Origin of the sequence: Pseudoflavonifractor phocaeensis, from assembly GCF_021531815.1 — a bacterium.
Lineage (GTDB): Bacteria > Bacillota > Clostridia > Oscillospirales > Oscillospiraceae > Lawsonibacter > Lawsonibacter phocaeensis_A.
In genome coordinates this window covers 53,703-75,631 of record NZ_JADYUM010000012.1, presented here as the reverse complement: position 1 = coordinate 75,631, position 21,929 = coordinate 53,703, and the positions used below count along the sequence as shown (strand labels likewise).

At 61.4% G+C, this 21,929-nt stretch carries 20 protein-coding genes and 1 tRNA gene; 3 read left to right on the top strand and 18 right to left on the bottom strand.

The genetic code is table 11. The annotated features are described in order from the left end of the window. Positions 1 to 90: 90 nt before the first annotated feature. The 8 genes from I6E42_RS08900 to I6E42_RS08865 all read right to left on the bottom strand — a co-directional run bounded on the left by I6E42_RS08900 (position 91) and on the right by I6E42_RS08865 (position 7,818). Complete coding sequence (locus tag I6E42_RS08900) at positions 91 to 729, bottom strand: single-stranded DNA-binding protein (protein ID WP_235371567.1); 639 nt, start codon at positions 727 to 729, stop codon at positions 91 to 93. 201 nt (positions 730 to 930) lie between these two features. Further along, entirely contained in the window at positions 931 to 1,464 is a 534-nt protein-coding gene (locus I6E42_RS08895; RefSeq protein WP_235371566.1) for a hypothetical protein, read from the bottom strand. Between the two features lie 79 nt (positions 1,465 to 1,543). Next, positions 1,544 to 1,909 (bottom strand): type II toxin-antitoxin system PemK/MazF family toxin, encoded by a 366-nt coding sequence (locus I6E42_RS08890; RefSeq protein ID WP_235371565.1) that lies wholly within the window; start codon positions 1,907 to 1,909, stop codon positions 1,544 to 1,546. Between the two features lie 283 nt (positions 1,910 to 2,192). Beyond that, on the bottom strand, positions 2,193 to 3,344 hold the full coding sequence (gene alr / locus I6E42_RS08885; protein WP_235371564.1) for an alanine racemase: 1,152 nt from the start codon (positions 3,342 to 3,344) through the stop codon (positions 2,193 to 2,195). 12 nt (positions 3,345 to 3,356) lie between these two features. After that, positions 3,357 to 3,947: a hypothetical protein gene (locus I6E42_RS08880; RefSeq protein ID WP_235371563.1), complete on the bottom strand. Its 591-nt coding sequence runs from the start codon at positions 3,945 to 3,947 to the stop codon at positions 3,357 to 3,359. Positions 3,948 to 4,388: 441 nt separating this feature from the next. Then, complete coding sequence (locus I6E42_RS08875) at positions 4,389 to 6,068, bottom strand: NAD(P)H-hydrate dehydratase (RefSeq protein WP_235371562.1); 1,680 nt, start codon at positions 6,066 to 6,068, stop codon at positions 4,389 to 4,391. 89 nt (positions 6,069 to 6,157) lie between these two features. Beyond that, positions 6,158 to 7,075 (bottom strand): SufB/SufD family protein, encoded by a 918-nt coding sequence (locus tag I6E42_RS08870; RefSeq protein ID WP_235371561.1) that lies wholly within the window; start codon positions 7,073 to 7,075, stop codon positions 6,158 to 6,160. 14 nt (positions 7,076 to 7,089) lie between these two features. Then, a complete protein-coding gene (locus I6E42_RS08865) occupies positions 7,090 to 7,818 on the bottom strand; it encodes an ABC transporter ATP-binding protein (RefSeq protein WP_235371560.1) in 729 nt (242 codons plus the stop codon). 316 nt (positions 7,819 to 8,134) lie between these two features. On the opposite strand from I6E42_RS08865, the gene acpP reads away from it, so the two are divergent. Together acpP and rnc are read left to right on the top strand one after the other, a co-directional pair. Then, on the top strand, positions 8,135 to 8,368 hold the full coding sequence (gene acpP / locus I6E42_RS08860) for an acyl carrier protein (protein ID WP_235371559.1): 234 nt from the start codon (positions 8,135 to 8,137) through the stop codon (positions 8,366 to 8,368). A 59-nt stretch (positions 8,369 to 8,427) separates the two neighbouring features. Beyond that, complete coding sequence (gene rnc / locus I6E42_RS08855; RefSeq protein ID WP_235371558.1) at positions 8,428 to 9,102, top strand: ribonuclease III; 675 nt, start codon at positions 8,428 to 8,430, stop codon at positions 9,100 to 9,102. Positions 9,103 to 9,151: 49 nt separating this feature from the next. On the opposite strand, the gene I6E42_RS08850 is transcribed toward rnc, so the two are convergent. Then, positions 9,152 to 10,906: an SEL1-like repeat protein gene (locus tag I6E42_RS08850; protein WP_235371557.1), complete on the bottom strand. Its 1,755-nt coding sequence runs from the start codon at positions 10,904 to 10,906 to the stop codon at positions 9,152 to 9,154. 184 nt (positions 10,907 to 11,090) lie between these two features. On the opposite strand from I6E42_RS08850, the gene I6E42_RS08845 reads away from it, so the two are divergent. After that, on the top strand, positions 11,091 to 11,684 hold the full coding sequence (locus tag I6E42_RS08845; RefSeq protein ID WP_235371556.1) for a GNAT family N-acetyltransferase: 594 nt from the start codon (positions 11,091 to 11,093) through the stop codon (positions 11,682 to 11,684). Between the two features lie 94 nt (positions 11,685 to 11,778). Here the strand turns inward: I6E42_RS08845 and rpoD are convergent, their stop codons facing one another. The 9 genes from rpoD to I6E42_RS08800 all read right to left on the bottom strand — a co-directional run bounded on the left by rpoD (position 11,779) and on the right by I6E42_RS08800 (position 21,912). After that, positions 11,779 to 12,987: an RNA polymerase sigma factor RpoD gene (rpoD, locus tag I6E42_RS08840; protein WP_235371576.1), complete on the bottom strand. Its 1,209-nt coding sequence runs from the start codon at positions 12,985 to 12,987 to the stop codon at positions 11,779 to 11,781. 101 nt (positions 12,988 to 13,088) lie between these two features. Then, on the bottom strand, positions 13,089 to 14,855 hold the full coding sequence (gene dnaG / locus I6E42_RS08835) for a DNA primase (protein ID WP_235371555.1): 1,767 nt from the start codon (positions 14,853 to 14,855) through the stop codon (positions 13,089 to 13,091). Positions 14,856 to 15,166: 311 nt separating this feature from the next. Further along, entirely contained in the window at positions 15,167 to 16,171 is a 1,005-nt protein-coding gene (locus I6E42_RS08830; protein ID WP_235371554.1) for a deoxyguanosinetriphosphate triphosphohydrolase, read from the bottom strand. Positions 16,172 to 16,349: 178 nt separating this feature from the next. Next, positions 16,350 to 17,684 carry a Na+/H+ antiporter NhaC family protein gene (locus I6E42_RS08825; RefSeq protein ID WP_235371553.1) on the bottom strand — a complete coding sequence of 445 codons (1,335 nt, stop codon included), beginning with the start codon at positions 17,682 to 17,684 and terminating at the stop codon, positions 16,350 to 16,352. A gap of 196 nt (positions 17,685 to 17,880) precedes the next feature. Further along, positions 17,881 to 17,967, bottom strand: a tRNA-Leu gene (locus I6E42_RS08820). 90 nt (positions 17,968 to 18,057) lie between these two features. Continuing rightward, positions 18,058 to 18,444, bottom strand: a complete 387-nt coding sequence (locus tag I6E42_RS08815; protein ID WP_235371552.1) for a DUF3783 domain-containing protein — start codon at positions 18,442 to 18,444, stop codon at positions 18,058 to 18,060. A gap of 67 nt (positions 18,445 to 18,511) precedes the next feature. Further along, positions 18,512 to 19,795: an O-acetylhomoserine aminocarboxypropyltransferase/cysteine synthase family protein gene (locus tag I6E42_RS08810; protein ID WP_235371551.1), complete on the bottom strand. Its 1,284-nt coding sequence runs from the start codon at positions 19,793 to 19,795 to the stop codon at positions 18,512 to 18,514. 111 nt (positions 19,796 to 19,906) lie between these two features. Further along, positions 19,907 to 20,428 carry a GerMN domain-containing protein gene (locus tag I6E42_RS08805; protein ID WP_235371550.1) on the bottom strand — a complete coding sequence of 174 codons (522 nt, stop codon included), beginning with the start codon at positions 20,426 to 20,428 and terminating at the stop codon, positions 19,907 to 19,909. Further along, positions 20,425 to 21,912 (bottom strand): sensor histidine kinase, encoded by a 1,488-nt coding sequence (locus I6E42_RS08800; RefSeq protein WP_235371549.1) that lies wholly within the window; start codon positions 21,910 to 21,912, stop codon positions 20,425 to 20,427. Before I6E42_RS08800 ends, I6E42_RS08805 begins: the two co-directional genes overlap by 4 nt. Between the last annotated feature and the right edge of the window lie 17 nt (positions 21,913 to 21,929).

Below are 21,929 nucleotides of genomic sequence, written 5' to 3'. Positions count from 1 at the left end.
TTCCTCCTCTGTCTCTATCTTTCGACTCTTTCTATATACGAGGATAAATTATAGAGGAATCAAATTTTAATGTCAATGGCATCTGGAAAATCAATCCGCTCCCGCGGCGCAGGCTTCCTCCCAGGGTCCCATGGACATGACCGATACCTCAAAGGCGGTCCGCTCCTCCAACCGTTCCTCCACAGTCTTGGTATACACCCGGCTCTGGAGGCGTCCGTTCAGACGCAGCCGGTCTCCCACTTCCAGTTCCCCGCACCGGTGGGCCAGACTGCCCCAGGCGATACAGGGCAGATAGTCCGCCCGGCCATACCGGCGATTTACAGCCAGGATCATATCACAGATGGTCCGGCCCAGGGGCGTGGTGCGGAGGCTGGGGAGCTTGCACAGGGTCCCGGTCAATTCCAGGCGGTTTTCGTCCGGTCCCTCCTCCTCCGTCAACGCCCGGGCAAAGGTGCTGATGACCAGCCGGTTCCCCACGCCGGTCCGGTTGTTGAAGGTTCGGACTTCACCCTGTACCGTCAGCTCCTGTCCCGGCGAAAGCGGCCCGTTCCGGTCCAGCAGCGCCTTGGCAGCCACCACGTTGATCCGGTCCTCCGCCCCTGACAGCCGTGCCACCGACAGGGGAAAGCGGTAAAACTCCACGCCGTGGTTACTGTGGGAGAGGACTGGGGCCGCCTCCACGCTGCCGTGCAGCTGGATGCGGTTGAGGTCAGCGGAGTTTTGTCTCATGGGTCATCACACTCCTGAATCGTTTGTTCCTCCGATTTATATGAGGGACAACGGTCCGGTATGCCCATAAGTGCAAAAGAGGCCGGCGGCGTTACAGCGCTTTTTCTGCGTCACAGTTCTGTTCATAAAGGAAGCGGCCGCCCTTGAAAAGGCGGCCGCTCTCTTTTCCATTCAGCAAGGACAAACCGATGCCTGTCCCCATCAGGTCACGCTGTACCCGCCCCGCACCAGCAGCTTGACGGTGTCGGCGGTGGGGGTCAGGGTCCGGTCGGGAATGGTGGCCATATAGAGGTGGTTCTTGGTCAGGGAAGCTCCCCCGTTGACCGTTCCTCCGGTGGAGACGTCAATGAGGGCCGGGTTGGTGTTGGCGTTGACCTTCACCGTTCCCACCCGGAGCAGGATCTCACAGCCCACTTCCAGGGACATGGTCTGTCCGCTGGTCAGGGTCACCAAGGTATAGGAGGCGCTGCCCGCAGAACCGGACGCAGCCAGGGCGGACACCTCCTGTTTATACTGGTCGATCTGGCCGGCCAGCGCCTGTTCCAGTTCCGCCTGACGGGCGGCGGACTTGGTCTCCACCTCCTGGACCACGCCGGGGAGGGCCGTCTGTTCCAGATAGCTCAGGGTGATCAGGGGATCGTCCTGGTCGCCTCCGGCGGCCAGAGCGGCCCCCGCACACAGGACGGTCAGGGCCAGGGCAGCGGTCAGGGCGGTCCATCTCTTGTTTTTTTTCATGGTATGTACTCCTTTTCTCTTGGGCGGGGCCTGTTCCGTTTTCTTATGTAGGAGCCGCCGTTCCGGCGGCTCCTTCTCTTTACACCATGGTCTCGGGGTGGAGCCCGAAGCTGACGGCGATTGCGGCGTCCACCTGCTTCATCACATCATCATCCAGCCGTCCCATTTTCTCCCGCAGCCTCCGCTTATCCAGGGTCCGCACCTGCTCCAGGAGGATGATGGACTCCTTGGGCAGGCCGCAGCTGAGGGGGGCCACGGAAATATGGGTCGGCAACCGGGCTTTCCCGGTTTGAGAGGTGATGGCCGCCGCGATCACGGTGGGGCTGTGGCGGTTTCCCGTATCATTTTGTACGATGAGGACCGGCCGCACGCCCCCCTGCTCACTGCCCACCACCGGGCTGAGATCGGCATAAAAAATATCGCCGCGTTTCACACTGTTGTCCACATACGTTCACACTCCGCTGGAAGGATAGCATGCGTTACAGGCCGCAACCCGGTCTTATGTAACGCTGTACTATGAGTCTCCCACGGAGCGGCGGGATTTATACCTGTTTTCCCATCCATTGCCTGTCTTTCCCGGCGGAACAGCATCTCTCCCGCCGCGCCTTCATTCCCCGGAGGGGCCCGGTCCTCCGCTGCTCCAGACCATCCTATGAACGGCGAAAGGGAAGGGTCACGGCCCCGGACAAGGAAGGGCAGGGCTTGTCCTTTGCCTTTGGGCGGTTTTTTTACGCGTTTTCGCTCCCAGATCCCAAATAGATCCTGGGGACCCGGGGCGCCACGTCACACAGCAATTCGTACACGATGGTCCCGGTCAGCGCCGCGGCCCGCTCCGTCAGCTCCGGGCCATAGACCACCGCCGCATCCCCCACCGCCGCCTCCGGCAGATCGGTGACGTCCACCATACACATATCCATGCAGATCCGGCCCACAATGGGACAATCCTTCCCCCGGATCCGCAGGTCCATCCGGTTGGACAGGGCCCTGGGATAGCCGTCTCCGTAGCCGATGGGGACCACCGCCAGCCGGGAGTCCCGCTTCAGAACAGCGGTACGGCCATAGCTGACACTGGTGCCCGCCGGGACCGTCCGGATGGCACAGATCCGGCTCTTCACCGTCATCACCGGCTCCAGGCCCGGACCATCCAGTCCCTCCATGGAGGGATCAGGGTAATAGCCGTACAGGGCGATGCCGGGACGGATCATATTCATATGGGTACAGGGATAGTTTAACACAGCGGCGCTGGCCCCGCAATGGTAAATTGCGAAGGTGATGCCCCGCTTCTCCAGTTCCTCCCGGGCGTCCAGGAACCGGGTCAATTGGTCCATGGTGTACGCCTCGCTGCCGTCAGCGTCGGCAAAATGGGTAAACATCCCCTCCGCCTCCAGCCCGGGCAGGGCGCACAGGGCGGCAATCTCCTCCAGCAGCTGCCGGTTGTCCTCCCCCTTGCGCCAGAGAAAGCCCAGCCGGCTCATGCCGGTGTCCAGCTTCACATGGATCTTCAACGTCTTTCCCGCCCTTTGGGCAGCTTCCGACAGGGCTCTGCCCGTTTCCAGGTCCTCCACCGTCTGGGTCACGCCATACTCCAGCAGCAGGGGCGCCAGCTCCACCGGGGTCTGGCCCAGGCAGAGGATGGGAAGATCGATCCCCGCCTGCCGCAGCTCCATGGCCTCGGCCAGACAGGCCACCGCCAACATATCCGCGCCCAATTCCCGGAGCTTTTTCGCCACCGGGACGGCTCCATGACCGTAGGCATTTGACTTCACCAGGCCCAGGAACTTACAATCCCGGGGCGCCATGGCCCGCAGCGCCCGGTAGTTGTGCCCCAGCGCGTCCAGGTCGATCTCCGCCCAGGTCCGCATTCTCGTAATATCTGTCATATAAATCCCTTCTTATTCTTTGGTAAAATCCTCAAATTGACACAAAATGGCCCGGAAGCCGTCCAGTGTGATCTCACCCCGGGACAGGGCGTGAGTGTCCGTCTCAAACCAGAGGGTGACTTCCCGCCCCTGTCCCGGCGCGCCCTCCGGATCGCCGCAGTCCACCCGCAGCAGGGCGCCGTTCTCCTCCCAGGAGCACGCGCGGATATAGCCTGATTTTGCCGTCTCCAACAGCACCGGAACAGCAGACACCGGGGTGAGGCCCTCCCCATCCATGGGGCCGGTCTCCACCGCAATACCGTCATACTCCAACAGACTGTCTTTTCCCTTCAGCCGCGCAGTGATACCCGCCACTGTCTCCGGGGCGGCCAGCGTCAGAACTGTCTCTTCTCCCGCACTCTCCACCGACATAGTATATTGGTACACTCGCTGGCCGTAGTCGGCGGTGATCTCTGCGGTCGCCGTGCAGGCGGTCATCTCCAGATATTCTCCCCGAAGGACCAGCGCCAGCTGTTCAGCCTCGTTGTCTTCTCCGCCGCCGGCCCCACAGGCCGACAGCAGCAAAAGGATCATCATTGGTACGCAAAACCACAGTTTGCGCACACGGAGTCCTCCCTTTTTGATGATTGTACCTCTAAGCCGCAAAATTTTCGTTTATCGGTCTATGGAACCTAAAACTTATGTTATGTAGGGCAAGGGCTCTGCCCTTGCCCTTTCCGGGTGTCCGAAATACTGGGAGAAATCTGCGCACGTGGACGCTTCGCCTGCGGGCGGGACGGGAGATGGGGATGTTTCGCCCCGGCCCCCCAGGGGCGTCCTACAAAAAAGTCTGCCTCACATCCGGCGCACATTCCCTGGTTTTGCTGCCCCTCCTTCCGGGCCTCCGGCCCTGGGTCGGGGAAACCTGGATTGGAACGGCCGCTGAATCCTGCGCCTGGGTTTCACAATTGTGCGGCGTGGTCCTTGACCGCGCTGGCCCGCTCCACAGCACAGCTTGATTCATCGGCAACCACTCATACGGAGCGTATCATTGCTGCCCATAAACTAAAATTTATTGTTTCCTTCCTCCTGTTCTTTCAGAACGTGGGGAATGGCCCGGATCATGTCCGTGGGAGTCATCCCGTACTCCCCCAGTTCCTCCGCGCAGCGGTCCCCGGTCAACCCATGGTACCACACTGCAACGGCCGTCCGCTCCGCCAGATCCGTATAGGGGCCATTCAGATGCTTCTGTCCCAAAAGGCCCGCCAGCATCCCCGCCAGTACGTCTCCGCTTCCTCCCTTGGCCATGCCGGGATTGCCGGTGGCATTGAGAATGACCCGCCCATCCGGAGCGGCGGTCACGGTACCGTGACCCTTCAGGACCAAGACACAGCCATGGGCTTTCACAAACTCCCGGGCAGCCGCCACGCGGTCCCGAATGGGCAGTTCACAGCCGGTCAGCCGCTGAAATTCTCCGTCGTGGGGCGTCAACACCGTGGGGGCCGACCGTTTGTCCAGAATATCTATATGCCCGGAAACCGCGTTTATGCCATCCGCGTCCAACACCACCGGGATCTCCAGATCAGCCAGCAGGCGCAGTACCAGGTCTTCTGTCCTGGGCGCGCGGCCCAATCCGGGACCGATCAGGGCCACGTCACAGCTTTTCGCCTTCTCCAGAATACGGTGATATTCCTCCGGCAGAGGGAAGGGCATGGCCTCGTCACATTTCACGGCGGCAATGGGATAGATCTCACGGGGCACTCCCAAAAATACCAGTCCCGCTCCCACACGCACCGCCGCTTGAGCGGCCAGGACAGGCGCGCCGGTGTAGCCCTCGCTCCCCGCCAGGATAAACACCTTGCCGAAATCCCCCTTGTGGGCAGTGCGGGGACGGCGGGGCAGGACACAATGGGCATACTCCGGAATGACCTCCAGTCTTTCCGGCTGGCGGTCGATCATGGCATGGCCCAGCTCCCCGGGGATCCCGATTGACTCAACACGTACCTCGCCGGAATAAGCGCGCCCCTCGCTCAGATAGAGGCCGGGTTTTGCATAGCTGAAGGTCACCGTAATGTCGGCCTTCACCGCCGCACCCATCACTTCTCCTGTGTCCGCGTGGAGCCCGGAGGGGATGTCGCAGGCAACCACAGGGCAGCGGGCGCCGAGATGGTTGATCCACCGGATGGCCGTGAGGAAATCTCCCGATACCGGCCGGGACAGGCCCACGCCGAACAGGGCGTCCACCACGGCGTCGCAAGTAGACAGCCAGACCTGGGTCATCCGGTCATCGGGATTGTAAGGCTCCAGCATGCCGCCGGCGGCGGTGAGCTTTTCTGCCATGGCCTTGGCATCCGGAGTCATTTTGTTCCGGTCCCCCACCAGAAAAGCTCGGACCGTATAGCCTCCCGCCAGGAGTATCCGGGCGGCGGCGATCCCGTCTCCTCCGTTGTTGCCCGGACCGCAGAACACCGCCACGCGGGTACCGGCCTTGTCTTCCACAATGGACCGCATCCGGTCCAGGTCCGCCTGTTCCTCCTCGGAAGGCGTCCGGCCGTCCTTCGTGACAAAGACGAGGCCGCTGGCGCCGCCAATGATCCGGGAGTTCTTCTCCTCCACGCAGGAACAGACCGCCTCGGCCACAGCGGCGGCGGCGTGCTCCATCAATTCCAGAGAGGGGATCCCCCTCTCTTGGATCGCAATGCGGTCCAGTTCCTTCATCTGGGCAGTGGTAGCCAGCGGCTGCATCGAATCAGCTCCTTTTCGGAAGTTTCACGTTCCATTCATCGACACATTCGAAAAAGGGGGCGCATGACACGCCCCCTCCTCCAAGAATCTTATTTCAAAAATCCGTTGACGATCTGCTCCTCGGCCTCTTTTTCGGTCAGGCCCAGGGTCATCAGCTTGGTCAGCTGTTCTCCGGCGATCTTGCCGATGGCGGCCTCATGGACCAGCTGGGCGTCCAGACAGTTGGCGGTGACCTCCGGGATGGCGGACACCACGCCGTTGTCCATGATGATGGCGTCGCACTCGGAGTGGCCGTAGCAGGCGGAATTGCCGTTGATCCGGGCCATAAACACCTGCTTGGACTCCCCGCGGGCCACAGACCGGGAGATCACGTTGGTGTGGCAGCCCTCACCGTCCAGGTCCACGGTAAAGTCAGACTTGGCCAGCTGCTTGCCGTGGGTCATGACCTTCTCCTTGATGATCAGGGTAGACGCGGGGCCCAGCTTCGCACGGGTGGTACGGACAGTGGAATCCACGCCTTTGATCTGGGTCGTCTCCATCTCCATATAGCTGCCCTCGTCCAGTTCCACCACGGTGGTGGGGTTCATAATATTTTCTCCCCGGCCGTCGCCCTCTCCGTAGTGGCGCTCCACATAGCGCACCTTGGCGTTTTTGCCCACATAAAAGGTATGGACGCCCGAGTGTTCGGAGTCCTGTACTCCGCAGTTGTGGATGCCGCAGCCGGCCACAATGGTCACGTCGCAGTCCTCGCCGATGAAAAAGTCGTTGTACACCGTCTCGGTGAGGCCGCTCTCGCTGAGGACCACGGGAATGTGGACCGACTCGTTTTTGGTGCCCGGCTTGATGATGATGTCGATCCCGTCCTTGTCCGTCTTGGAGACGATGTCAATGTGGGCGGTGGTATTCCGGGCAGCGGCCTTGCCGTTGGCCCGGATGTTATAGGCGCCCTCGGGCACCTCATGAAGCTCGGCCACCTGGGCCAACAGGTTCTTCTGGATCTGGTCCATTGTTCTTCCTCCCCTTACCGCACTTTTTCCGTCAGAGCGCTGCACGCCGCCGGGGCCGACCCCAGCAGACCGGGCAGAATGTCCTTCCGGGGACCGTCCTGCTGGACCCGCCCGTCGGCCAGGACAATGATCCGGTCGGCAATGTTCAGGATGCGCTCCTGGTGGGAGATGATGAGGATAGAGCCGTTGATCTTCTCATGGAGGTGCTCAAAGACCTGGATCAAATTGGAGAAAGACCACAGGTCGATCCCCGCCTCCGGCTCATCAAATACGGACAGCTTGGTGGAACGGGCCATGATCATGGCGATCTCGATCCGCTTGAGCTCGCCGCCGGACAGGGAGGCGTCCACCTCCCGGTCGATATAATCCTTGGCGCACAAGCCCACCTCGGACAGGTAATTGCAGGCCTCTGGCACCCCGATGTTCTTACCGCTGGCCAAGGTGATCAGGTCCTTCACCGTCAGGCCCTTGAACCGCACCGGCTGCTGGAAGGCAAAACTGATGCCCTTCCGGGCCCGCTCGGTGATCCCCAGTCCGGTGATGTCCTCTCCGTCCAGCAGGATACGCCCCTCCGTGGGGGTCAAAATACCGGCAATGACCTTGGCCAAGGTGGATTTTCCGCCGCCGTTGGGGCCGGTGATGGCCACAAACCGCTCCTGAATGGTAAGGTTAATATCCCGCAGAATGTTCTTATCCTCGCCGTCCTGCTCCACGCCGAAGCTGATATGCTGTAACTCTAACATGGGCTTCCTCCGTTGTATCTCTCCGGCCTTCGGGGCCGTTATTTTTTCCGCATCCCGCTCCGACGCCGGAACAAGGACGGGCTTTTGTCCACAGTATGGCTATTTTACCACTATATGCTCCGTTTGTCTAACTGTATTTTCCAAGGCCTGCCCAGATGGCCCGGTCCTCCCGCCCGGAAAACGCCGTGTTTTGAGCCGCAGGGATTTTTCCTGGTCAAAGTGCGCAAAATGGAAAAATGCTATTGACAGTCAGAGCGAATCTGCATATAGTAAGGGAAGAAAAAGTGCCTGGGGCACAAACGAAGGAGCAGCGAATATGATCTTTGAGAAGCTGAAAGCGCTCATCGCCGAGCAGTTCAATGTGGACGCGGATACCATCACTCTGGACACCTCTTTTGCTGATGACCTGAACGCCGATTCCGTGGATATTGTGGACCTCTCCATGGCCCTGGAGGAGGAGTTCGGGATCGACGAGTTAGGTGAGGAGGAGGCCGCCTCCATCGGCACCGTGGGTGATCTGGTTCGTTTTTTGCAGAACAAGATCGATTGATTCAAAAAACACGCAAAACTCCGCCTGAGGCGGAGTTTTGCCTTGTCTGAGGAGAAACTATGAAGACCTTAGAGGAAAAGCTGGGGTACACTTTTCAAAATCCAAAGCTGCTGGAAAACGCCCTGACCCACAGTTCCTGCGCCAACGAGAGCCGCGGCAAGCTGCAGAGCAATGAACGGCTGGAATTTCTGGGGGACTCCATCCTGGGCATGGTGGTGGCCGACCACCTCTACCGCAACCACCCCGATCTGCCCGAGGGGGAACTGACCCGCGCCCGGGCGGCCCTGGTCTGTGAGGAGAGTCTGGTGGAGGTGGCCCAGGAGCTGGGTCTGGGGGAGTACCTGCGCCTGGGCAAAGGCGAGGAGGCCGGCGGCGGCCGCCAGCGGCCCTCCATCCGGGCCGACGCCGTGGAGGCAGTCCTAGCCGCGGTCTATCTGGACGGGGGCATTGGCTCCGCCCGCAAGATCATCCAGAAGTATATTCTCAGCCGGGAGGTAGCCGGTCTGACCAAGCCCCACGACTACAAGACCGCCCTCCAGGAGCTGGTCCAGCGGGAGAGCGGACAGGTCCTCCGCTACCGCCTCACTGGCGAGGAGGGTCCCGACCACAACAAGCGCTTCTTTGTGGCGGTGGACCTGAACGGGGCCTGCATCGGCTCCGGTACGGGACGCAGCAAGAAAGAGGCGGAGCAGATGGCCGCCAAAGCCGCTATTGAGACCCTGGAACACAAATAAGCCCAAAACACCCCGCGGAACCTGCTTGATCCGGTTCCGCGGGGTGTTTCTACATTCCAAACCCAAACAGTCTTTTGAAGGGATTCTTTTGCTTCCGCCTGCGTTCCAGCCGCTCCAGGGCCTCTTTGGCCTCCCGGCTGCCTTGTCCGGCGGCCTGGCGGTACAGTTCCTCCGCCTTCTTCAGGTCCCTTTTTAGGCCCTGGCCTTTTTCCAGGCAGACGCCCAGCCAATAGCGCCCCCGGGCGTGGCCCTGGTCGGCGGCCTTGGTAAACCACTGGACCGCCTGCCGGTGGTCCTGCTCCACACCGATGCCGTGATAATAGAGGAAGCCCAAATTGCACTGGGCGTTCCGGTCCCCCTTGTCAGCCGCCTGACGGTAGAGGAGGGCGGCCTCCTTCTTATCCTCAGGGACGCCCCGTCCCAATTCATAGCACAGGCCCAGGGAACAGGTTCCCGGGGCGTAACCCTGCTCATGGGCCCTCCGGTAGAGTTTGGCCGCCTGCTCCAGGTCCTGCTCCACACCGGTCCCCCGGTCATAGCACTCCCCCAGCAGGTCCAGCGCCCGGCCATAGTCCTGACCGGCCGCCCGGCGGAACCACCGGACCGCCTCCTTCTCATCCCGCTCCACGCCGATGCCCCGGTAACAGCAATAACCGAAGTTGCACTGGGCCCGGGGATGGCCGCATTCTGCCGCCCTGCGGTACAATTCCGCCGCCTTCTTCAGGTCCCGCTCCACGCCGCCGCCAAACTCATAGCACACGCCCAGGGAACAGGCAGCGGGGACATAGCCCTGCTCGTTGGACAGGCGGTACAGCTCCGCCGCCTTGGCCAGGTCTTTTTCCACGCCGTAGCCGAACTCAAAACACTCCCCCAGCAGCATCTGGGCCCGGGCGTGGCCCTGGTCCGCCGCCTTGGCAAACCATTGCGCAGCTTTGGAATCGTTCTCCGCCACGCCGATGCCCTGGTAGTAGCAGTAGCCCAGGTTGCACTGGGCCTGAGCCTCCCCCTGGTCCGCCGCTTGGCGGTACAGCTTCACCGCTTTCTCCAGATCGGCCTCCACGCCCCGTCCCAATTCATAGCACAGGCCCAGGGAACAGGTTCCCGGGGCGTAACCCTGCTCATGGGCGCCCCGGTAGAGCTCCGCGGCTTTTTTCAGGTCCCGCTCCACCCCAGCTCCCCGGTCATAACACTCCCCAAGCAGACACAGGGCCCGGGGATACCCCTGCTGGGCCGACTTCTCAAACCAGCTGACCGCCTGGGCGGCGTCTTCCTCCACGCCGATGCCCTGGTAATAGAAAAAACCCAGGTTGCACTGGGCGGGCGCATACTCCTGGTCCGCAGCCTCCCGGTACAGCTCCGCCGCCCGCTGGGGATCCCTCGCCACTCCGGTGCCCAGCTCATAGCACAGGCCCAATTCGCAGATGGCTGGGAGATAGCCCGCTTCCGCGGCGGCAGCCAGAAGCTCTGCCGCCCGGACCGGGTCCGCCGGTGTGCCGATCCCCTGTATGTAACACAGGGCCAGGTCGTACTGGGCGGCGATATTGCCCCCCTCCGCGGCCCGGCGGAACCAGAAGAACGCCTTTTTCTCGTCCTTAGGCGCCCCCTCCTCGCCGTTACAGTAGTCCAGGGCCAGACGATACTCCGCCTCCAGGTCCCCATCTTCAGCGGCAGACATCAGCTCCTGCAGGCTCTCCTGCTTCCGCGCCGCCACTCCGGCCAGGCTCTGCATCACTCCGGGGGCGATATATACCATCACGGCCTCCTCCTGCTCCAGGGGCTGCCGCTCATCTCCTTTCTTTGCCATGGGTCTCGCTCCTCTCTACTCTGGACATATAACACAGATGCGGCATTTTGTCAAACCGGAGCAGCCGATTTTATTTGCGCTTGGCAGGTGACTGATCGGTAACTATAATAATATCTGCTGAAGAAACCGCGGAGGCGTACCGTACTGCAGCCGTACCGTTTATATGTGGAAAGGAGTTTACAACATGATCCGTTTAGAGATCCCCGCCGACCGCCGTGAGACGGAAAATTTGACCCGGGAGGCTTTTTGGAACGTATACCGTCCGGGATGTACGGAGCATTTTGTGCTCCATACGCTGCGGAACGACCCCGCTTTTGTGCCGGAGCTGGACTATATCATGGAGGAGGACGGCCGGATCGTTGCCCACATCGTCTATGCCAAAGGCACGCTGAACACAGAGAGCGGGCCCCGGGATATGCTGCTGTTCGGGCCGGTCAGCGTACTGCCGGAGTGCCAGGGCAAAGGCTATGGCGGGCAGTTGATCCAATTCACCCTGAACAGGGCAAGAGAACTGGGGTATCCCGCCGTTGTCATCACGGGCAGCCCCGATTATTACAGCCGCTTCGGCTTTGAACCCGCGTCCAAGTACGGCATCTTCTACGAGGGCATGGACCCGGGGGAGGAATTTTCCTTCTTTATGGTAAAATTCCTGGACGGCAGCGCCGCCGGGACCATCCGGGGCGTCTATTCCGATCCCCCCTGCTATTTCCCGGACCCCGGCCGCGTGGAGGAGTTTGACCGCCAATTTCCCCCGAAGGTCAAGGAAAAGCGGCCGTGACAGCTGGAATAAGAAATATTTACAAAAGGACCGGGCCGGACACACTTTGGTGCATCCGGCCCGGTCTTATTTTTTGCTTTTCTTGCAGATACGCTTAGTTTAAAAAGTCCTTCAGCTTCTTGCTGCGGCTGGGGTGGCGCAGTTTTCTGAGGGCCTTGGCCTCGATCTGGCGGATCCGCTCCCGGGTGACGTTGAACTCCTTGCCCACTTCCTCCAGGGTACGGGTGCGGCCGTCCTCAATGCCGAAGCGCAGCTTGAGTACCTTCTCCTCCCGGGGAGTAAGAGTGGACAGCACCTCCACCAGCTGCTCCTTCAGCAGCGTGAAGGAAGCGGCCTCGGCGGGCTCAGAGGCGTCCTCGTCGGGGATGAAGTCGCCCAGATGGCTGTCCTCCTCCTCGCCGATGGGGGTCTCCAGGGAGACGGGCTCCTGGGCGATCTTCAGGATCTCCCGCACCCGCTCCACAGGCATGTTCATCTCGGCGGCGATCTCCTCGGGGGTGGGATCGTGGCCCAGCTCCTGGAGCAACTGGCGGGAGACGCGAATCACCTTGTTGATGGTCTCCACCATGTGGACGGGAATACGGATGGTCCGGGCCTGGTCGGCGATGGCCCGGGTGATGGCCTGGCGGATCCACCAGGTGGCGTAAGTGGAGAACTTATAGCCCTTGGTGTAGTCAAACTTCTCCACCGCCTTGATCAGGCCCAGGTTACCCTCCTGGATCAGGTCCAGGAACTGCATGCCCCGGCCCACATAGCGCTTGGCGATGGACACCACCAGACGGAGGTTGGCCTCAGCCAGCCGCTGCTTGGCACGCTCACCCTTTTTGATGAGCTTGTTCAGCTCGGTGCGCAGCTCCTCGGGGATCTCCTCCCCCGCGGCCTCCAGCTCCTCCAGCTGGGTCTTGGCGTCGTTCCCCGCCGCCATGGCCTGGGCCAGCTCGATCTCCTCGTCAGAACTGAGCAGGTTCACCTTGCCGATCTCCTTTAAATACATCCGCACCGGGTCATCGGTGCCGAAGGAATCCACCATGGTGTTGGGGTCTACGATCTCCTCTTCGGAGATCTCTTCCATGGCCTCCAGCGGGGGCTCCGCGTCATCGGGCAGCTCAGGGATGTAGTCCCCCACGGTATCGATCCCCAGGTTTTCCAGGGTATCATAGATCTTGTCCATCTGCTCGGTGCCCAGATCCATATCCTCCAACACGTCCAGCAGCTCGGAGGAGGACAGCTTGCCCTTCTTCTTGCCCCGCTCGATCAGGTCGGCCAGCTTCTCCGCGCCGGGAATATTGCCGACCACCTTCATGATCTCGATTTTACCGGCTTCCATGCGGTTCTGGATGTCCACCTGCTTGTCCATTTTCTCTTTCTGCTCCGCCGTGATGGTGTGTACGGTCTTCTTGGTGCTCATGGTTTCTCCTCCATATATGCTTTCTTTTCTAAATATTTCTTTTGTGCCGCCCGCAGCAGGTCATCCTCCGGGCTTCCGCCCCGCAGGAGCCCCTCTCCCCGGATGACCGATATGTAGTCGCGGATGGATCGGTCGGAATGGGCGGTGGATTCCGGCTGGGCGGCCACCTGGGCCAGGTGGTCCATCTCCTCCCCGGTCAGGTCCTCGGCCAGCGCCGCCAGATGGGGCGACAGGCCCTCCTCCGCCCGCTGGCGGAGCAGATCGAAGGTCTTTCCCAACAGCGGGGAGGAAAACTCCGCCCCTGTCAGGCCTTCCATCCGGTCCAGCAGCGACGGGTCCAGCAGGATCAGCCGGAGGACCCCCTCCTCCGCCCGGGCGGAGCGGATATTTTCATAGCGCAGCCCCCGGTTTTTGGGCTGGAGCTGGCTGGCCGGGGCCAGGTCCCGGCGTTCCTGCTGCTTCCGCGCCTTGCGCAGGCGGCTTTTCAGGGCTCGGTTCACTTCCTGGGCCATGGTCTCCGGGGTGACCCCCGCCGTCTGGGCGGCATGTCCGCCGTAGATCTCCCGCTCCACCGCGCTGTGGAGGGTGGAGATCATCTGGGCCGCCTCCTGGAGGAAGGCCACCCGCTGGTTATCGTCCTCCAGGTCGTATTTCCCCTGGATCTGGGCCAGACGGTAGTCCACCTGGTTCTCGCTCTTATCCAGCAGCCGGGCAAAGGCGTCCCGGCCATAGGCCTTGATAAACTCGTCCGGGTCCTTTGCCCCCGTCACCCGGAGGACCTTCACCTTCAGCCCCGCCTTCTCCAACAGGGGAATGGCCCGCTGGGCGGCGGCGATCCCCGCCTTGTCCCCATCGTAGGAGATGACCGCTTCCTTGAAGTACCGGGACAGCAGTTGGGCGTGCTCCTCCGTCAGTGAGGTACCCAGGGAGGCCACCGCGCTGTCAAAGCCTGCCTGGTGGAGGGCGATGGTGTCCATATATCCCTCGGTGAGGATGACCCGGCCCGCCTTGGACTTTTTGGCGATGTTCAGGGCAAACACGTTCCGGCTCTTGTTGTACACCGGAGTATCCGGGGAATTCAAATATTTGGGGGTGGAATCGTCCATCACCCGGCCGCCGAAGCCGATGACGCTGCCGCGGATGTCGATGATGGGAAACATGACCCGGTTGCGGAAGCGGTCGTAGATGCGGCCGTCCTTGTTGCTGACGGCCAGACCCGCGTCCAGCAGGTCCCGCTTGTCGTAGCCCTGCTGTCCCAGCTCCCGGATGAGGGCGTCCCAGCTGTTGGGCGCAAACCCCAGGCCGAAGTTGGTCAACGTGGCCTTGGACAGCCCCCGTTTTTGCAGGTAGGCCAGTCCCTCCGCCCCTTGAGGCGTATACAGCCACTTGTGGAAGGCCCGGGCGGCCTGTTTGTTGATCTCCAACAGCCTGTCCCGGCGCTCCCGCATTCCCGGCGAGGAACCTCCCCCCGCGTCGGGGACCGCCATGCCCGCCCGCTTGGCCAACACCGCCACCGCGTCCCGGAAGGGCAGGTTTTCCAGCTCCATGACAAAGTTGATGGCGCCGCCTCCCTTGCCGCAGCCAAAGCACTTGTAGATCTGACGGTCCGGGACCACATGGAAAGAAGGGGTCTTCTCACTGTGAAAGGGACAGCAGCCCCAATAGCTGTTCCCCTTTTTCGTCAAATGGACCGACTCGGATACCAGGTCCACAATGTCGGTCCGGGCCAGCAATTCGTCCAAAAAACGCTCTGGGAACGCCAAAAAGCCCCCTCCTTTCTGTCAAAGCCTTACGCCTCTAGTTTTAGCCACCCGGCGGAAATTCTATCCGTTTCGTGCCGAAAACCTATTTCACCGTCCAACCCATGGGGATAAACAGCTCCTGGAACCGCTCCACAGCAAAGGGGTCGGTCATGCCCTTTCCCACGGGGCACAGCCCCGCGGGAGCCCTTTTGATTTTCAAATCCTCGGGGCGGAGTGAATCCGCCCCTGCGGAAATTCTCCGGGCCTGCGGCCCTTCGAATTTACGGCGCTTACCGCGCCGCCCCATCTGCGATGGGGCCCCATCGCCGGCCCTATTTCACCGTCCAGCCCATGGGGATAAACAGTTCCTTGAACCGCTCCACAGCAAAGGGGTCGGTCATGCCGGCGATGTAATCGCACACCGCCCGGTCCACGCCCTCCTCGGCACGGATGGCCTGAAAGTCATCAGGCAGCTGGTCGGGGTCCTTCTGATAGTATTCAAAGAGCATCCGCAGCATGTCCTGGGCCTTGCCTTCCTCCCCCTTGGCCAAGGGATTGGTATACACGCTGTCGAACATAAAGTCCTTCAAGGCCAACATGGCCTCCCGCACACCGGGGGACTGCCGGATCTCTGGCTGTCCCTGGCTGGCTTCGATGGCGTCCCGGACCAGGGCGTCGATCCGGGCCTTGTGGGTAAAGCCCAGCACATTGGCGACCTCCAGAGGGATGTCCATGGGAAAGATGATCCCGCCTCGCAGGGCGTCCTCAATGTCGTGGTTGATATAGGCGATATGGTCGGCCAGCCGGACGATCTGTCCCTCCAGCGTGGCGGCGTTCTCTCCCTTGGTGTGGCACCGGATACCGTTGCGCACCTCCCAGGTCAGGTTCAGCCCCTCGCCGTTTTTCTCCAGCCGCTCCACCACCCGCACCGACTGCTGGTAGTGGGCAAAGCCTCCGGGCATCAGGTCGTTCAGCGCCCGCTCTCCGGCGTGGCCAAAGGGGGTGTGGCCCAGGTCATGGCCCAGGGCGATGGCCTCCGTCAGGTCCTCGTTCAGCGACAGGGCCCGGGCGATGGTCCGGGCGATGCGGCTGACCTCCAGGGTGTGGGTCATCCGGGTGCGGTAGTGGTCCCCCTCGGGCTGAAGAAACACCTGGGTCTTGTGTTTCAGGCGCCGAAACGCCTTGGAGTAGACGATCCGGTCCGTATCCCGCTGAAAGGGCGTCCGGACCGCGCACTCCTCCTCCGGCCGCTGGCGTCCCCGGGTCTGGGCCGAGCGGCAGGCGTAAGGAGACAGCATGGCCTCCTCCCGCTGCTGGAACTGTTCTCTCAGCGTCATGGCAGACGCCTCCTTCCTTCGGAGTACAACCGGTTCAGGTCATAATTCCAGTTATAATCTTAATATACGAAATCCGCCCGCGAATTCCTTCCTCTTCCCTGAAATTTTTCAAAATTTTTTCAAAGCAAAAGGGACCGCCGCGGGTCACGCGGCAGTCCCTCGTTCCATGTTCCAGAATTTATACTTTCTTCTGCTTGCCAGCTCCAAACAGGATATACACCATGGAGGCCACGGCCAGCATATAGGGGTAAAACAGGCAGGGCAGGATCTCAAAAGCAGACACGGTACAGTCCAAAGCGGCGGCCGCGGAGATGGCCAGCAGCATCTGGGCGCCGTAGGGGATGATCCCTTGGAAAATGCAGGAGAAGGTATCCAGCAGGGATGCGGACTCCTTGGGGGTGATGCCGTACTCCTCGCTGATCTCCTTGGCGATGGGGCCCGCCATGACGATGGCCACGGTATTGTTGGCGGTGGCGATGTCCATGGCGCCCACCAGCAGGCCCACGCCCAGGCGGCCGCCCACCCTGCCCTTGAACACCCGGCGGATGAAGGACAGCAGTGCCGCGAAACCGCCGTACTCCCGGATCAGGCCGCACATGGCGGACACCAGGACGGTGACCATGATGGTCTCAAACATGCTGGAGGCGCCGGAGCCCATGGCGCCCAGCAGGCTCATGCTGTCCACGGTACCGGTGCCCAGGGTGATCAGAACGCCGGAGAAAATGCCCACCAGCAGCACCAGGAACACATTCAGGCCCGCGATCCCCCCCGCCAGCACCAGCACATAGGGGATCAGCAGCAGCATATTGTACTCCGGGCTCTGGATGTGGTCCACACCGGCGCTGAAGGAAAAGGCCAGGATCAGGGCCAGAGTGGCGATGGCGGCGGGCATGGCGATTTTGAAGTTGGCCCGGAACTTGTCCCGCATGGCGCAGCCCTGTGTGTTGCAGGCGGCGATGGTGGTGTCGGAAATGAAGGACAGGTTGTCGCCGAACATGGCGCCGCCCATGACGGAGCCGATGCACAGGGGCAGGGAGAAACCGGAGACCTTGGACACAGCTACGGCGATGGGTACGATCAAGGTAATGGTGCCGCAGGAGGTGCCCATGGCGGTGGACACAAAGCAGGCCGCCACAAACAGCACCGCCACGGAAGCCCACGCGGGGGTGATGGACAGCAGGAAGTAGGCCACCGCCTCGGCGCTGTCCCGCCCGGTGACGCCCACAAAGACGCCGGCCACCAGGAAGATTAGGATCATGGTCATGATGTTCTTGTCGCCTACCCCCCGGGCCATGACAGCCAGCTTGTCGTCAAAGCTCAGACTCCGGTTTTGCAGGCAGGCCACCAGCAGGGCCGCCAGGAACACCACCACGATGGGAATGCTGTAAAAGCCCATTTCGATCCCCATGATGTACTCAAAGACGATACCCAGGCCCAGATACAGCACCAGAAAGACGCCGATGGGCAGCAGCGCGATGGGATTGCTTGTTACGTTCCTCTCCTTAACATCCATTTCAATGGAACCTCCTCTTTCTTCTCTAGGGACCATTGTACGGAGATTTCATTCTTGTGTCAATGTAATTTTATTTTTGCCAGTTTTTTCACCGGAAAAGCAATTTCACGCTCCGCCGCAAATGACCCAGGGGCAGCCGGACGGCATGCTACGACAATAAAAAAGCCGCTGCGAACGAAAAACGTTCGCAGCGACCTGGTGCGGCTGACGGGAGTCGAACCCGTACGCCCATCCGGACACAAGCACCTCAAGCTTGCCAGTCTACCAATTCCAGCACAGCCGCAAAGTGCGGTTTTTTCAAACCGCTAGATTATTATACTGTCCCGGGCAGGATTTGTCAACGGGATTTTTGTGATTTACCCCAATTGGCCCGTTATTCTCCCGCTTTTTGCTGGGCCGCAATGGCCTCCCGCTCCTTACGCAGCTCCTCGCAGAGCTGGTGGGTATTCCACTCCCGGTTCGTTTCCGTCATGACCGCCTTCAGGTCGATGGGAGGCAGCTTAGCCACCCGGATGACCTCCAGCACTTGGTGCAGCAGCGCGTCTCCCAGGCCGCAGAAGACCAGCATGGTCTCAGGAATGGCCTCCCCCGCTTCCGCGGCAGGCTCTCCCTTCCCCGCGGCCAACTCGCCCAGAGGCACCTGGTAGCGGTCCGGTCCCACCACCCGCATCCGCAGACGCAGCATGGCAAAGATCTGGCGCAGCTTGGAAAACTCCGGTCCGGAGCAGTTATACATCAGAACGATTCCCGAATTTTTCATGGTGTTCCTCCTTGGCCGGCGGGCGGCACCCAGTGCCGCCCGCCCCATGTATGATAGTTGATGACACTTACACCTGCTCCAGCGCCTGAGCGATGTCGGCGATCAGGTCCTCCGCGTCCTCAATGCCGCAGGACATGCGCACCAGGTCGGGAGTGATGCCGGCAGCCACCAGCTCCGCGTCGTTCATCTGGCGGTGGGTGGCGGAGGCGGGATGGAGGCAGCAGGTGCGGGCGTCGGCCACGTGGGTCTCGATAGCCGCCAGCTTCAGGTGCTTCATGAAGGTCTCAGCGGCCTTTCGTCCGCCCTTGACGCCAAAGGACACCACGCCGCAGGTGCCGTTGGGCATGTACTTCTGGGCCAGGTCGTAATACTTGTCTCCCTCCAGGCCGGGATAGGTGACAAAGCTGACCTTGGGATGGTTTTTCAGGAACTTGGCCACGGCCAGGCCGTTCTCACAGTGACGGGCCATGCGGACATGGAGGCTCTCCAGGCCCAGGTTCAGCAGGAAGGCGTTCTGGGGGGACTGGATGGAACCGAAGTCCCGCATGAGCTGAGCGGTGGCTTTGGTGATAAAGGCGCCCGCCTGGCCGAACCGCTCGGCGTAGGTGATGCCGTGGTAGCTGTCATCGGGGGTGCACAGGCCGGGGAACTTCTCGGCGTGGGCCATCCAGTCAAACTTGCCGCTGTCCACGATACAGCCGCCCACCCCGGCGCCATGGCCGTCCATGTACTTGGTGGTGGAGTGGGTGACGATGTCACAGCCCCACTCGAAGGGCCGGCAGTTGACAGGGGTGGCGAAGGTGTTATCGATGATCAGGGGCACACCGTGGGCGTGAGCCGCCTTGGCGAAGCGCTCGATGTCAAAGACGGTGAGGGCGGGATTGGCGATGGTCTCACCGAACACGGCCTTGGTATTGGGACGGAAGGCCGCCTCCAGCTCCTCGTCGGAGCAGTCGGGCTCCACGAAGGTGAATTCAATGCCCATCTTCCGCATGGTCACATGGAACAGGTTGTAGGTGCCGCCGTAGATGGTGGAGGAAGCCACCACATGGTCGCCGCAGTTGGCGATGTTGAAGATGGCATAGAAGTTGGCCGCCTGGCCGGAGGAGGTGAGCATAGCGGCGGTGCCGCCCTCCAGGTCGCAGATCTTGGCCGCCACATAGTCATTGGTGGGGTTCTGAAGGCGGGTATAGAAATAGCCGTCGGCCTCCAGGTCGAAGAGCTTGCCCATATCCTCACTGGTGGCATACTTAAAGGTGGTGGACTGGATAATGGGGATCTGGCGGGGCTCTCCGTTTCCGGGAGTGTAGCCGCTCTGGACGCACTTGGTATTCATCTTATAATCGCTCATTGGGCTTCCTTCTTTCTCTGGTTTCCGGCGGGCACGCCCGCGTTCTGACACACTAACATGACTAAGATACCGTCTTTGGCAGGAGAAGTCAAGAGCAAACCACTTGGGGACTCAATCCGCCAATTCGTCCGTCAGCAGGGCCTCCGCCGCCGTCAGGATCTGGTGGCTGCGGTAGTTGGCCGCATAGCCGCCGGAGATGATCTCCACCGACTCCACATTCTCCAATTGGTTCAATGTCAGGACAATGGCGTAATCCGCCAGGGTCAGGGATATATCCGTCAGCTCTCCGTACTGTTCGGATAAGTGCACCTTCAAATGCCCCGGCTGGTCCGGGTCAAACTCACAGCGGTGCAGCGTGATCCCCTTGGGGAAGGGAGAGCGCAGGTCCTCCGAGGCCGGCCCCGCCAGTAGGGCCTGGACCAGTTCCGAAGGCATGGGTTCCACTCCCCCGGCGACGGAGAGGGGCCCGGTATAGGCCTCCGTTCCCAGGGCCGGGCCATGGTTTTCCCCGCTTCCGGCCGCAAAATAGAGCACATAGCCCGCCTGTTCCTCCGGTTTCTCTCCCCTGCACCCGGCGATCCCGGCCGCCAGCGCACACAGGGCCAGGAGAAGGATGATCCATCTCATTTTCATGGTAATTCCTCCTCCGGGTCCGGGACATACCGGGGAAATCCCACGGTGAACACGCTGCCCTCCGGATTGCGGCGGCGGGCAGTGACCCAGCCGCCGTGTCGCCGGACGGTGTCCCGGACAATGGACAGCCCCAGGCCGGTCCCCCCCGCCGCCCGGGAGCGGGCCTTGTCCACCCGGTAGAACCGGTTAAACACCTTGGTCAGTTCCTCCTCCGGGATGCCGATCCCGGTATCCGCCACCTCAATGAGGATCTGGTCCCCATCCTTATGGGTGGACACATAGACGTAGCCCCCGGCAAAGTTGTATTTGATGGCGTTTTCGATCAGATTGAAGCAGATCTGGTACAAATCGTCGTTGGTGCAGCGGATCAGACACCCCGGTTTGGTCTCGGCCCGGATGGTGACCCCCGCGGTATCGGCCACCGGGGTCAGCATATTGACCGCCCGCTCCGCCACGGCGGACACATCCACCGGCTCCGTCTTCTCCGCCGGCAGGCTGTCCAGACGGGTCAGTGCCAGCAGGTGCTCGGTGATCCGGGTGAGGCGCTTGGCCTCCTCCCCGATGTCAGACACAAAATCCCGCACGGTCTCCTGGTCCATCTGCTCGTTCTGGAGAATGGAGTCGGACAGCAGCTGAATGGAAGCCAAAGGGGTCTTCAACTCATGGCTGGCGTCGGAGACGAAACGCCGCCGCACCTCCTCCGTCACCTGGAGGCGGTCCGTGAGCTGGTTGAATTCCTCCGCCAGCTGGGCCAGTTCGTCCCGTCCGGCGGGCTGGAGCCGGTGGCCGTACTCCCCTTCCCCCACGATCCGGATGGCACGCAGCAGGGCCGCCATTCGGGTGGTCAGCATTTTGGAGAACAGGGCGCTCATCAGCAGAGTGACCACCGCGATCACCAGGGAAATATTGCGCAGGTTCTGCTGGAGGCTGAGCAGCAGGGCGCCCTGGGCGCTGTCCACCTCCAGGATGTAGATGGCCCCGATGACCATGCCACGGTAAATAATGGGGCAGGCCGCCGTGGAGGTGAAGACCTTGTCAGAGTAGCGGGAATAGAACACGTCGTTCCCCCGCAGGGCGGATACCACCTCCTGGTACAGGGCATAGCGGTACTCCGGTTCCGTTTCCTCTCCGCCCGGGTCCTCCCCGTCCTCACTGTCCCGGGTACTGTCATAGAGGACCAGCCCGGCGGGATCGGTGACCAGAATGCGGGTCAAGCCCATGTTGTCCAGCATATTCATCACCCGGACCACCTGGTCGGCGGACAGGGACTCCAATTCCATGAGGGCCGAGGCCATCACCGCCGCCTGACTTTTCAGGGAGTCCCGCTTGGAGGTGAACAGCAGCTCCTGGGAGGCCAGCACAGGGTAGGTGTTCAGCAGCACCAGGACCACGGCGAAGATCACCAGGTAGCTCATGGCGTATTTCATCTGGAGGGTAGAAAAAAAGGGCACCTTTTTCCGTTTTTCTTCTCCAGTCCCGTTCATTTCCGCACCTTCTCTCC